General features: G+C 64.7%; 11 protein-coding genes, 4 tRNA genes and 1 pseudogene. 1 reads left to right on the top strand and 15 read right to left on the bottom strand.

The window, feature by feature from the left end:
- From AB0F41_RS30825 to AB0F41_RS30760, 14 genes and pseudogenes are all read right to left on the bottom strand, one after another.
- Nucleotides 1–1,826 (bottom strand): annotated as a pseudogene (locus AB0F41_RS30825) (DNA-directed RNA polymerase subunit beta); the annotation flags it as partial.
- Between the two features lie 630 nt (nucleotides 1,827–2,456).
- On the bottom strand, nucleotides 2,457–3,545 hold the full coding sequence (locus AB0F41_RS30820) for an ABC transporter ATP-binding protein (RefSeq protein ID WP_357429969.1): 1,089 nt from the start codon (nucleotides 3,543–3,545) through the stop codon (nucleotides 2,457–2,459).
- Nucleotides 3,546–3,800: 255 nt separating this feature from the next.
- Complete coding sequence (gene rplL / locus AB0F41_RS30815; protein WP_357429973.1) at nucleotides 3,801–4,187, bottom strand: 50S ribosomal protein L7/L12; 387 nt, start codon at nucleotides 4,185–4,187, stop codon at nucleotides 3,801–3,803.
- Nucleotides 4,188–4,259: 72 nt separating this feature from the next.
- Nucleotides 4,260–4,799 (bottom strand): 50S ribosomal protein L10, encoded by a 540-nt coding sequence (gene rplJ, locus AB0F41_RS30810; protein WP_357429967.1) that lies wholly within the window; start codon nucleotides 4,797–4,799, stop codon nucleotides 4,260–4,262.
- Between the two features lie 416 nt (nucleotides 4,800–5,215).
- A complete protein-coding gene (gene rplA / locus AB0F41_RS30805; RefSeq protein WP_357429965.1) occupies nucleotides 5,216–5,929 on the bottom strand; it encodes a 50S ribosomal protein L1 in 714 nt (237 codons plus the stop codon).
- Between the two features lie 140 nt (nucleotides 5,930–6,069).
- Entirely contained in the window at nucleotides 6,070–6,504 is a 435-nt protein-coding gene (gene rplK, locus AB0F41_RS30800; protein ID WP_328388715.1) for a 50S ribosomal protein L11, read from the bottom strand.
- An 85-nt stretch (nucleotides 6,505–6,589) separates the two neighbouring features.
- Nucleotides 6,590–7,369, bottom strand: a complete 780-nt coding sequence (gene nusG / locus AB0F41_RS30795) for a transcription termination/antitermination protein NusG (RefSeq protein ID WP_357429963.1) — start codon at nucleotides 7,367–7,369, stop codon at nucleotides 6,590–6,592.
- Nucleotides 7,370–7,487: 118 nt separating this feature from the next.
- A complete protein-coding gene (secE, locus tag AB0F41_RS30790) occupies nucleotides 7,488–7,886 on the bottom strand; it encodes a preprotein translocase subunit SecE (RefSeq protein ID WP_357429961.1) in 399 nt (132 codons plus the stop codon).
- Nucleotides 7,887–7,917: 31 nt separating this feature from the next.
- A tRNA-Trp gene (locus AB0F41_RS30785) sits at nucleotides 7,918–7,990 on the bottom strand.
- A gap of 281 nt (nucleotides 7,991–8,271) precedes the next feature.
- Nucleotides 8,272–9,324: a fused (3R)-hydroxyacyl-ACP dehydratase subunits HadA/HadB gene (locus tag AB0F41_RS30780; protein ID WP_357429971.1), complete on the bottom strand. Its 1,053-nt coding sequence runs from the start codon at nucleotides 9,322–9,324 to the stop codon at nucleotides 8,272–8,274.
- Between the two features lie 314 nt (nucleotides 9,325–9,638).
- Nucleotides 9,639–9,809 carry a 50S ribosomal protein L33 gene (rpmG, locus tag AB0F41_RS30775; protein WP_357429959.1) on the bottom strand — a complete coding sequence of 57 codons (171 nt, stop codon included), beginning with the start codon at nucleotides 9,807–9,809 and terminating at the stop codon, nucleotides 9,639–9,641.
- A 45-nt stretch (nucleotides 9,810–9,854) separates the two neighbouring features.
- Nucleotides 9,855–9,927: transfer RNA gene (locus AB0F41_RS30770), tRNA-Met, on the bottom strand.
- A 69-nt stretch (nucleotides 9,928–9,996) separates the two neighbouring features.
- Nucleotides 9,997–10,069, bottom strand: a tRNA-Thr gene (locus AB0F41_RS30765).
- A 185-nt stretch (nucleotides 10,070–10,254) separates the two neighbouring features.
- Nucleotides 10,255–10,340: transfer RNA gene (locus AB0F41_RS30760), tRNA-Tyr, on the bottom strand.
- 204 nt (nucleotides 10,341–10,544) lie between these two features.
- On the opposite strand from AB0F41_RS30760, the gene AB0F41_RS30755 reads away from it, so the two are divergent.
- Nucleotides 10,545–11,036, top strand: coding sequence for a YajQ family cyclic di-GMP-binding protein (locus AB0F41_RS30755; protein ID WP_357429957.1), 492 nt, complete (start codon nucleotides 10,545–10,547; stop codon nucleotides 11,034–11,036).
- Nucleotides 11,037–11,058: 22 nt separating this feature from the next.
- Here the strand turns inward: AB0F41_RS30755 and htpX are convergent, their stop codons facing one another.
- Nucleotides 11,059–11,928, bottom strand: coding sequence for a zinc metalloprotease HtpX (gene htpX / locus AB0F41_RS30750; RefSeq protein WP_357429955.1), 870 nt, complete (start codon nucleotides 11,926–11,928; stop codon nucleotides 11,059–11,061).
- Nucleotides 11,929–12,258 lie beyond the last annotated feature (330 nt).

Raw genomic sequence — 12,258 nt, 5'->3', positions numbered from 1 at the left:
ACCGCCTGACGCTGCATATTCGCACCCATCAGGGCACGGTTCGCGTCATCGTGTTCCAGGAACGGAATCATCGCCGTCGCCACCGACACCATCTGGCGCGGGGAGACGTCCATGTAGTCGACCTCGGTGGCGTCGACGAATTCCATTTCCTCGTTACCGCGGCGGCACAGCACCCGATCCTCGATGAAATGGCCGTCGGCGGCGACCGCGGAGTTGGCCTGGGCCCGGACGTGCCGGTCCTCTTCGTCGGCCGTCAGGTACTTGACCTCGTCGGTGACGCGGCCGTTCTCCACCTTGCGATACGGCGTCTCGATGAAACCGAACGGGTTGACCCGCGCGTACACCGACAGCGAACCGATCAGGCCGATGTTCGGGCCTTCCGGGGTCTCGATCGGGCACATGCGGCCGTAGTGCGAGGGGTGTACGTCACGGACCTCGAGTCCGGCGCGCTCGCGGGACAGACCACCCGGGCCCAGCGCCGAGAGACGGCGCTTGTGGGTAAGGCCCGACAGGGGGTTGTTCTGGTCCATGAACTGCGAGAGCTGGGAGGTTCCGAAGAACTCCTTGATCGCGGCCACGACGGGGCGGATGTTGATCAGGGTTTGCGGCGTGATCGCCTCGACGTCCTGGGTGGTCATCCGCTCGCGGACCACACGCTCCATCCGGGACAGGCCGACCCGGATCTGGTTCTGGATGAGCTCGCCGACGGTACGCAGACGACGGTTGCCGAAGTGGTCGATATCGTCCACATCGACCGGGACCTCGACGCCGCCGGGGGCGGTCATGGTCCGGTCGCCGGAGTGCAGCCGCACCAGGTACTCGATGGTGGAGACGATGTCCTCGCGGGTCAGTACCGACCCGTCGATGGCCTCGCCCGGATGCAGGCCGAGCTTCTTGTTGATCTTGTAGCGACCGACGCGCGCCAGGTCGTAGCGCTTCTCCTTGAAGAACAGGTTCTCCAGCAGGGTCTGCGCGGATTCCTTGGTAGGCGGCTCACCCGGACGTAGCTTGCGGTAGATGTCGAGCAGCGCCTCGTCCTGGCCGGCGGTGTTGTCCTTCTCCAGGGTGGACATCATGATCTCGGAGAAACCGAAACGCTCGGTGATCTCCTCGTTCGTCCAGCCGAGGGCCTTGAGCAGCACGGTCACCGGCTGCCGCCGCTTACGGTCGATACGCACACCGACGGTGTCGCGCTTGTCGACGTCGAATTCCAGCCACGCGCCACGGGACGGGATCACCCGGACACTGTGCAGATCCTTCTCGGTGCTCTTGTCCACCGAGTGGTCGAAGTACACACCCGGCGAACGGACCAGCTGGGACACCACGACACGCTCGGTGCCGTTGATGATGAAGGTGCCCTTATCGGTCATCATCGGGAAATCACCCATGAAGACCGTCTGGCTCTTGATCTCGCCGGTGTTGTTGTTGATGAACTCCGCGGTGACGAACAACGGCGCCGCGTAGGTCATGTCCTTGTCTTTGCACTCGTCGATCGAGGCCTTGACCTCTTCGAAGCGCGGATCGGAGAAGGACAGGGACATCGAGCCGGAGAAGTCCTCGATCGGAGAGAGCTCCTCGAGCACCTCCTCGAGCCCGCCGACCAGTCCGCCGTCACCGCGCGCGGCTGCCCGCTCACGCCAATCCGGCGTGCCGACCAACCAGGCGAAAGATTCCGTTTGTAGATCGAGAAGTCCGGGCACCTCCAGCGGCTCCCGGATCTTCGCGAAAGACACCCGCAACGGAGCCCCGGGGATACCTCCCGAAACTCCCAGCTTCGTATTGGCGCTTGTCTGGGTGGAGACTGCCAAGATGCGTCCTTCCAGCACCTCACGCGCGTCGCGTGGTGGTCCGCGACCGTCGCTTGTCTGCTACATTTTTGGATTCTCGCTGGTCACAACCCGAACGAGACTCGAACAGCAAACAACGGAAGCAACACCGGAAGGGTGGGACTTTCGTAGTGCGATCAAGGAATGGACAGGAGGCAGCCAGCGCAACGTCCAAACCTACACCTACCTATACGGAGGTGTCAAAGTACCACCCCGGCGAGCCGTTGGGCGGCTGACTCGCCGGACCGGTTCGCTGGCTGCGTTCCGGTCCGCGGTCCGAGCCGCCGACAACAGATTCGGCGCTGGCGGTCACGCACTCTCGGTGACGATCGAAACCGTCTCCAATAGCGTGACGGGTCGGGCGAAAGTCGTCAAGTGCCCGTGCCGACCTGCTGGTCCTCGGATCAGTTGCCGCAGTACAAGATCACCCGAAACACCGGCGGCGGGCGCGTCGCGGGGGTGCGGCGGCGGCGGATCTACGGTCGGCGGGGCCGGGCGTGTCCACCGCCGCGGCCCGGGCGGGTCACCTCGGCGGAGCCGCGTGGGCCTCCCCGGCCGAGCCGGGCGGGGAGACGGAAAACAAACAGCGCGCCGGGTGTGACCCGACGCGCTGCTCTCGGAGCAAGCCTGTTACAGCTTGGGGTACTGCGCGGTCTCGAAGTCCGAACCGGGGAAATCGTTACCCGCGTCACGGCCGGCCGGCTGCCGGCCGGAGTTGTACGACATGACCATCGTCTCGTCGTTCTCGTCCAGCGATTCGCGGATGGCCACCTGCGCCGCATGCGGCAGCAGATGCATGCCCTCGCGGACACGATCCTTACGCCGCTGCACCGCCTGACGTATCGGCATACCGGGGGTGGCGCGCATCTGCGGGATGATGCCGTCGACCTCTTCGGCGCCACCGTGATGGTGACCGGCGTCCACGAGCGCCTGCTCGCGCGCCATCTGCGCCTCGTCCTTCTCCTCGGACATACCGATCGGGCCGATCATGCGGCCGTTGAGGAACTGCTTGACCACCGGCTCCTCGCTGGTGAGCAGTACCTCACGCGGACCGAACATCACCAGCTGGCGCCGGAACAGCATGCCGATGTTGTCGGGCACGGTGCGGGCCAGGTTGATGTTGTGGGTCACGATCAGGATCGTGGCATCGATCTGCGCGTTGATATCGATGAGCAGCTGGCTCAGGTACGAGGTACGCACCGGGTCGAGACCCGAGTCGGGCTCGTCGACCAGGATGATCTGCGGATCGAGCACCAGCGCGCGGGCCAGCCCGGCGCGCTTGCGCATACCGCCGGAGATCTCCCCGGGCAGTTTGCCCTCCGCACCGAGCAGACCGGTGAGTTCGAGCTTCTCCATGACGATCTTGCGGATCTCGGACTCGGACTTCTTCGTATGCTCCCGCAGCGGGAAGGCGACATTGTCGAAGAGGTTCATCGAGCCGAACAGCGCACCGTCCTGGAACAGCACGCCGAAAAGTTTCCGAATTTCGTAGAGCTCCTTGTTGGAGCAGGTGGTGATATCGGTACCACCGATGAAAATGGACCCGCGCTCCGGCCGCAGCAGGCCGATAAGCGACTTCAGGAATACGGACTTACCAGTGCCCGACGGGCCCAGCAGCGCGCTGACCTCACCGGCAGGCAGGGTAATAGAAACGTCCTGCCAAATCCGCTGTGAACCGAACGACTTGGTTACACTCTCGGTCCTGACCTCGACGCCCACGCCAACCTCCACATTTCTCAGCGAGCTGCCCACTTCGGCACCGCAGACCCGGTAGCGGTGCGTCTCACGTCACAGTGGGTTCGGCCACTGTATCTCATGGCACACCCATAGCACACCCGACCTGACCGAAGAGTAACCATCGGTGACGTCTGCCAACCGGAAGAATCACCGTTAACCAGCGCGGTAGCGATTTTCCCGGAAAAGAGAAACGGGCGGCCCCGAGGGACCGCCCGTTTCCGGCTGTGCCGGTCGGAATTACTTGACCGAGACCTTCGCGCCCGCGCCTTCCAGCTTCTCCTTGGCGGCGTCGGCGGCGTCCTTGGCGACCTTCTCCAGGATCGGCTTCGGAGCACCCTCGACGAGGTCCTTGGCCTCCTTCAGGCCCAGGCCGGAGACGATCTCACGGACCACCTTGATGACCTGGATCTTCTTATCGCCGGCACCCTCGAGGATGACGTCGAACTCGTCCTGCTCTTCGGCGGCCTCGGCGGCGGCCGGGGCGGCACCGGCGGCGGCGACGGCGACCGGAGCGGCAGCGGTGACCTCGAACTTCTCCTCGAACTTCTTGACGAAGTCCGACAGCTCGAGCAGGGTCATGTTGCCGAAGGTTTCGAGCAGCTCATCAACGTTGGCCATTGATATTTCCTTTCGATAGTGAATGTCTGTGCGGGCGAGCCGGAGCCGGCCGTTCCGCGAATGGGGATGCGGAAGGTGTCACTCCGCGGCGGCTTCGCCGCCTTCGGCCTGCTTCTTCTCCTGCAGTGCGGCGGCCAGACGGGCCACCTGCGAAGCGGGAGCGTTGAACAGACCGGCGGCCTTGGCCAGGTTGCCCTTCATGGCACCGGCCAGCTTGGCCAGCAGGACCTCGCGGGACTCCAGGTCGGCGATGCTCTCGACCTCGGCCACGGACAGCGGTGCGCCGTCCATGTAGCCGCCCTTGATGACCAGCGCCTTGTTGTCCTTGGCGAAGGTCTTGAGCGCCTTGGCCGCCTCGACCGGTTCGCCCGAGATGAACGCGATCGCGGTGGGTCCGACGAACAGGTCGTCCAGACCCTCCACGCCGGCCTCGGCCGCGGCACGCTTCACCAGGGTGTTCTTGGCGACGGAGTACGTGGCATCGGCACCGAGCGCCCGACGCAGCTGGGTCAGCGCACCGACGGACAGGCCACGGTATTCCGTGACCACTGCGGCCGTCGAGCCCTTGAACTGCTCGGCGATCTCCGCGACCGCGGCAACCTTTTCGGGTTTCGCCATACTTCGCCTCCTCTCTGATGTCGGTTCGGGTATGCCCTACCGAATCAGGGGCCGGCGAAAGAACAAGCGCCCCGAACGCAGAGCGTTCCGGGGCGCGTAAGAGTATCGGGATGGCGGGTGCGAACCCGCATTCCACTCCCAGCCTCGGCTCTCCCTGCGCGGGCCGCCGGCACTTTCGCCGGACCTTCGACCGATTCCATACGGAATCGGCGACCAACGGTCTTCGGTAGAACGGATGGGTGGTCGCCGAACATGTCGACAACCGTCGATCAGACTACCTCGCGACCGGCCTATCTGGCAAAACGCCCTCACAGGCCCCTTCCAGAGCGCCCCCGACGCGGCCATACGGCGAAAACGCGACGGCGGGAGCATCCCGGAGAATGCTCCCGCCGTCGCGGGGTAATACCTGGTAGCGCTTACGCTTCCTCGTCCAGGAGGTTGCGGGTGCGGTTCGGGTCCACCGGGATGCCCGGTCCGGTGTTCGTCGAAACCGTCACCTTCTTGACGTAACGCCCCTTGGCGGTCGACGGCTTGGCACGCAGGATCTCGTCCAGCGCGGCGCCGTAGTTCTCGACCAGCTTGTTGTCGTCGAACGACGCCTTGCCGATCACGAAGTGCAGGTTGGCCTGCTTGTCGACGCGGAAGTTGATCTTGCCGCCCTTGATGTCGTTGACCGCCTTGGTCACATCGGTGGTGACCGTGCCGGTCTTCGGGTTCGGCATCAGCCCACGCGGGCCCAGGACACGCGCGATGCGGCCGACCTTGGCCATCTGGTCGGGAGTGGCGATCGCGGCGTCGAAGTCCAGCCAGCCGCCCTGGATCCGCTCGATCAGATCCTCGGCGCCTACCGCGTCCGCACCGGCGGCCTCGGCCTCGGCGGCCTTCTCGCCGGCCGCGAACACGATGACGCGGGCGGTCTTACCGGTGCCGTGCGGCAGGTTCACAGTGCCGCGAACCATCTGATCGGCCTTACGGGGATCCACGCCGAGACGGACGGCGACCTCGACGGTCGCGTCGGTCTTGGTGGTGGAGGTCTCCTTGGCCAGCCGGGTAGCGGCGAGCGGGGAGTACAGCTTGTTGCGATCGACCTTCTCGGCCGCGGCGAGATACGCCTTGCTTCGTTTTGCCATGTTTCTCTGTCCTTGTCGTCAGATGTGGTTATCGGGCCTGGCCGGCCCTCCCACCGAAAACGGGATCAGCTGTGGTGCCGAATGGAAGGCTCCGCTGCGCCTACGTGTGACGCTGCGCTACCGCCTCCGGCGCCGACGCTTCAGCCTTCGACCGTGATACCCATCGAGCGCGCGGTCCCGGCGATGATCTTGGCCGCCTGATCGATATCGTTGGCGTTCAGATCTTCCTGCTTGGTCTTCGCGATCTCGCGCACCTGATCCATGGTCACCGTGGCGACCTTGTTGCGATGCGGTTCGGGCGAGCCCTTCTGCACACCGGCGGCCTTCAGCAGCAGCCGGGCGGCGGGCGGCGTCTTCAGCTTGAAGTCGAAGGACCGATCCTCGTACACCGAGATCTCGACCGGCACGACATTGCCGCGCTGCGATTCGGTCGCGGCGTTGTACGCCTTGCAGAACTCCATGATATTGACGCCGTGCTGACCGAGCGCCGGGCCCACCGGGGGAGCCGGATTCGCCGCGCCGGCCTGGATCTGAAGCTTGATGATCCCGGCGAGCTTCTTCTTCTTGGGGGGCATCTTTCTTTCCTAGTTGTGTGTGGTTCCTTGCTCTCTGCAAGTTCCGGCCCGAGACTCGCGGCCTCGGGAGCACAGGCGCCGCCTACTAGATCTTGGCGACCTTGGTGAATTCCAGTTCGACCGGAGTTTCGCGACCGAAGATCGAGACCAGCACCTTCAGCTTCTGCTGTTCGGCGTTGACCTCGGAGATGGTCGCGGGCAACGTCGCGAACGGGCCGTCCATCACCGTCACCGATTCGCCGATCTCGAAATCGACCTCGATGGCGGGCTTGGCCGCGGTCTCGCCGGCGCCCTCGTGCGAGGACGCGGCGGCAGCCGGCGCCTGCGCCTTCTTCTGCTGCGAGGCCGGGACCAGGAATTTCACCACTTCATTGATGGTCAGCGGCGAGGGGCGCGAGGTCGCGCCCACGAATCCGGTGACGCCCGGGGTGTTGCGGACCGCGCCCCAGGATTCGTCGTTCAGATCCATCCGTACCAGGATGTAGCCCGGCAGCACCTTGCGGTTCACGCTCTTGCGCTGGCCGTTCTTGATCTCGGTGACCTCTTCGGTGGGCACCTCGACCTGGAAGATGTAATCCTCCAGGTCCAGGTTCTGCACACGGGTCTCGAGATTGGTCTTCACCTTGTTCTCGTAACCGGCGTAGGAGTGGATGACGTACCAGTCACCGGGAGAGCGCCGCAGGACGGCTTTCATCTGCTCGACCGGGTCCGGCTCCTCACCGTCGTCGTCGGATGCGGGTGCGGCCTCTTCGGCAGCCTCGGGCTCGGCGTCGGACGCCGGCTCCTCGACGGATACGGCGGCCTCCTCGGCCGTCTGATCGTCGACCGGGAACTCGTCGGTGGTGTCGTTCTCCGGGGTGCTCACTGGGCACTCGCTTCCTGTGTCGTCACGTGCATCCTCTGCGTGCCGGGTTCGGGCGCGGCGGTTCGGTCTGGCATCCGGCCCGCGGCGCGGATCGGTTACCGGCGCCGATATCGCCTGGCTAACCGAACAACCAGTCGACACCCTTGATGAACGCCAGATCCAACCCACTGATGAACGCGACCATGAAGATCACGAACACCAGCACAACGGTCGTATAGGTGACCATCTGCTTCCGGTTGGGCCAGATAACCTTCCGCAGTTCCGCGATCACCTCACGCAGGAACTTGAACAAACGCTTGAACGGATTCCGGGACCGATCACGTTCGGATCGGCCCGACTTCGTCTCGGCCTTACGTTCGGGCCGATCGATGGTAGCGATCGAACCGGTATCGGACGCGCCCGACGAGGCGGACCGGCTCCGCCGGGCGGAGCGCTTTCCGCTCGGCCGCACGGCGGCGGTGTCGTCGCCGTCGTCGGCGCCATACCCGCCGCGGCGCGTGTCCCGCTCGTCGGTCACGTCGATCCTCTCTCGTCGCTGGTGTCCAGGGCAGGGGCGACAGGACTTGAACCTGCAACCTGCGGTTTTGGAGACCGCTGCTCTGCCATTTGAGCTACGCCCCTTCGGCTGAACCGGACACTGACAAGTGAGGTCCAGCCACACTGCGATATTCAGTTGTCGACGTGGGTGTCACACAACACGCGCGCCGCTCCGGCAGATGCCGGCCCCGTCGGCGGGGCCGGACGAACCGGTCCGGTCCGAGCCTACTCAGCCGTGTCGGCCGATACTCGGGAACCCCGCCTGGAACCAGCCTTGCAGAGCAGCGCGCATCGGCTGGTGACCCCAGAAACCCGAGTGTACGGCACCGTCGGCGGCAGAAGCCAATCAGGGTCGGCCGACCAGGTCAGGACAACCGCACCGTGGCGGTGGCCCGGCCGAAGATCTTCCGGCCGCCGGATTTCGCCACGATCGCGATCACCGCCGTCTTCGTTTCCGAATCGACGGACTTGACCTTGCCGGTGAATTCGACCTCGGCCGGTTCGGTGGCACTCACGAACACCGGGCTGGTGAAGCGGACGTTGTACTCCCGCACCCCACCGGGATCACCCAGCCAGGAGGATACGAACCCGCCGCCCAGACCCATGGAGAGCATGCCGTGCGCGACGCAGGTGTCCAGGTCCACCAGCTTCACGACCTCGTCGCTCCAGTGGATGGGGTTGGCGTCACCGGAGACACCCGCGTAGTTGACCAGGTCGCCGCGGGTGAGCTTCACGATGCGCGGCGGGAGCTCGTCCCCGACGGAGACATCGCCGAGCGCGCGGGCGAACCGGGTGGGCTCCACCGCGAGCGCCGCCGGCGCCGGCGGCGCGGGATGCGACCGCGGCGTGTGCTCGGGCATGGATGCTTCCATCCCGTGCATCAGGACGTTGCGCACGGCGTCGTTGAGATTGGGATCGATATCCCCGCCACTGCGACCGACGAGCGTGGTGTACGTGGTGAGAACCACCTCGTCGTGCTGGTCGGTGACGATGTTCTTGGTGACGATGATGTCGCCACCGAACGCCTGGCGGAACGAATGCAGATAGACATCGCAGGTCAGCCTGTCGCCGACCAGGATCGGCCGGTGGAATTCCAGGATCTGGTCGGTCTGCATGATCTGGCTGAGGTCGTAGCCGGTCACGACCGTTTCGAAGAGTTTGCGCTGCGCCAGAATGCCGACCAGGGAAATGAACGTCAGCGGAGCGACCAGGCCGTCGTAGCCGTACTCCAGCGCGATGTCCTCGTCCCAGTGCACCGGGTGGCTGTCCTGGACGGCGCGGGCGTATTCACGCACCTTCTCGCGGCCGACCTCGTAATAGTCGTCGACACGGTAGTGGTGACCGACCATCGCGGCCGCGTGCGCGGCGGGGTCGAACTCCGTATCCGTCGCAACCGCTTCGTCTGTTCCGGTGTTCAATGTCACGGGAGGACTGTACCTATCTGACCCCGCAGCACGGAGTCTGCATGGCGACTGGACATCAGCCCGGAGACGATAGTGGCGTGACCACGAGGGGGCCGTGCCGCCGCCCGATCATGACAACGACCGGGAACCGGCCGCAGATTCGATGGCCGGATCACGGCCATCGGGAAAACCGTAATACCGCCCGTTGAGGTCGACGATCCGTTGCGTAGGCCGACGGCAGAAAAGCCGCAACCGCTCCGACCGTCCGGCGTGTTGGCTCGGAAGTCGACGGACCGCCGCCGTTCACGGGCGGCGACATCACGAGAGGGTCAGCGCGACTCGCGGTGCGCCCGGTGGGTGCCGCAGTTCGAGCAGAACTTCTTCAGTTCGAGCCGATCCGGGTCGTTGCGCCGGTTCTTCTTGGTGATGTAGTTGCGATGCTTGCACTGCTCGCAGGCCAAGGTGATCTTTGGCCGGACATCGGTGGACTTCGCGGCCACGATTATGCCTTCTTTCCGGTCAACCAGAGGGTCAATCAGTATGGGTAGCGATGGCCGGACTTGAACCGGCGACACAACGATTATGAGTCGTTTGCTCTACCGACTGAGCTACACCGCCTTACGTACCATCTGCAACGGCGACGTCGCGGCTTGGAGTGCCGAGTCGGACACCACCGGCAATCCGGCGAGCCCCCTAACGGAATCGAACCGTTGACCTTTTCCTTACCATGGAAACGCTCTACCGACTGAGCTAAGGGGGCGCGACTTCTCCGCAGCGAGAAGCAGAGAACCGCTACCCGTTGCCTCGAAGACTTGAACGAGAGTACACACTCACCGCCGAGAGATCCAAACCGCGTGGTCAGAGCTACTTTTCCGAAGTGCGGCACGCGCCCGGAGGGAGCCCGGGACAACGAAGCCCCCGCCGGCTTTCACCGGCGGGGGCTCGTGGTGGCAGGTGTAGGATTCGAACCTACGTAGGCTTTCACCGACAGATTTACAGTCTGCTCCCATTGGCCGCTCGGGCAACCTGCCTGGTAGCGCACTCCCGATCTTTGATCTCCGATCGTGTTTCCGAGTGCGCTGAGCAGGATACAACGAACCCGCACCCGGAATGCAAACCCGCTGGCCAGATCGCATGAGCAGCGCCCCACCGAGACGGCTGATCGGTGCCGCACCGGTAACGAGGTAGCTTGCCTAGGCACGCAGGGGTGTTACAACAGCGAACAGGAGCTCAGTGTGGCCGATTCATCATTCGATATCGTCAGCAAGGTCGAGCGGCAGGAGGTCGACAACGCCCTGCATCAGGCCGAGAAGGAACTGAACACCCGCTACGACTTCCGGGGCACGGGCGCGGGAATCGAATGGTCCGGCGAGGACAACGTCGTACTGACCGCCGAATCCGAAGAACGGGTGAAGGCCGCGCTCGAGGTCTTCAAGGAGAAACTGATCCGGCGCGATATCTCCCTCAAAGCCTTCGACGCCGGCGAACCGGTCGCCTCCGGCAAGACCTACAAGATCACCGGATCCCTCGTGCAGGGCATCGACTCCGAGCACGCCAAGAAGATCTCCAAGAAGATCCGCGACGAAGGCCCCAAGGGTGTCAAACCGCAGATCCAGGGCGACGAACTGCGTGTCACCAGCAAGAAACGCGACGATCTGCAGGCCGTCATCACCTTGCTGAAGAGCGAGGACTTCGGGATCGCCTTGCAGTTCGTGAACTACCGGTAGGTACCGCCACCGGTCCGGCGGATCAGCGGCCGGCCATCTGCTCCAGCCGCGCGATCCGATCCGCCATCGGCGGATGCGTCGAGAACAGCCGGGCCATCCGCTCACCGGAACGGAACGGGTTGGCGATCATCAGATGCGATTGCGCGGTGAGCCGGGGTTCGGGCGGCAACGGGGCCGCCTGCACCCCGCGCTCCAGCTTCCGCAGCGCCGACGCCAGCGCCAGCGGGTCACCGGTCAGCTCGGCCCCCGATTCGTCGGCCTGATATTCCCGCGACCGCGATACCGCCAGTTTGATCAACCCGGCGGCGATCGGGCCCAGCAGACTCAGCAGCAGCACCCCGATAAGGCTCGGCCCGGAGCCACCGCGGTTACCGCCGAACGCGGCCGCGAAATACGCCAAATTGGCGAGCCCGGAAATCACCGCCGCCATCGCGCCGGCCACCGAGGAAATCAAGATATCGCGGTTGTATACATGCGAGAGTTCATGCCCGAGCACGGCCCGTAATTCCCGCTCGTCGAGTATCTGCAGAATCCCGCTGGTACAGCAGACGGCCGCATGTCGCGGACTACGCCCGGTAGCGAACGCATTGGGCGCGTTCGTGGGGCTGATATACAACCGCGGCATCGGCTGCCGCGCGATGGTCGCCAGCTCACGCACGATCTTGTAGATAACCGGCGCCTCGATTTCGCTCACCGGCTGCGCCCGCATCGCCTTGAGCGCGAGCTTATCGCTGTTGAAATACGCGTAGCCGTTCATGGCGACCGCGAGAACGATCGCGATCACCAGAATTGTCGTATTCCGGAACGCCGCTCCCACGAGGACTATCAACGCGGAAAGACCGACCATGAGCCCGAACGTTTTCACTCCATTCGCAAACCCGTGCCCGTGCATAGCACTCCTGTATACGTGGCGCGCCCAACGCGCGAATTTCGGCCAGAACCGCTACTGCACGACAACGATTACCCCGGCCGGTGAGTTCCGGAGGGCGGATGGCGGGGGTCGGGCTGGGCGGGGTTGTGCGGGGGTAGGGGAGCATCGGGGTTGCTCGTGGGGGTGGGGAGGTGACCTTGCCCACGAAGGCGGGGTAGGTGGCCTTGCTCGCCGAGGTGGGGCAGGCGACCTTGCTCGCCAAGGTGCTGTGTTTATTGGCGCGCTGGCGCGCGCGGGGTTCGGCCCCCGAAGCGTCTGCTGTCAGCCCTCGAGACTCGTGGCTTCGCCACA

The organism is Nocardia sp. NPDC024068 (genome assembly GCF_040638875.1).
GTDB lineage: Bacteria > Actinomycetota > Actinomycetes > Mycobacteriales > Mycobacteriaceae > Nocardia.
The sequence above is the reverse complement of the archived record's forward strand: the minus strand, read 5'-3'. Positions and strand labels throughout refer to the sequence as shown.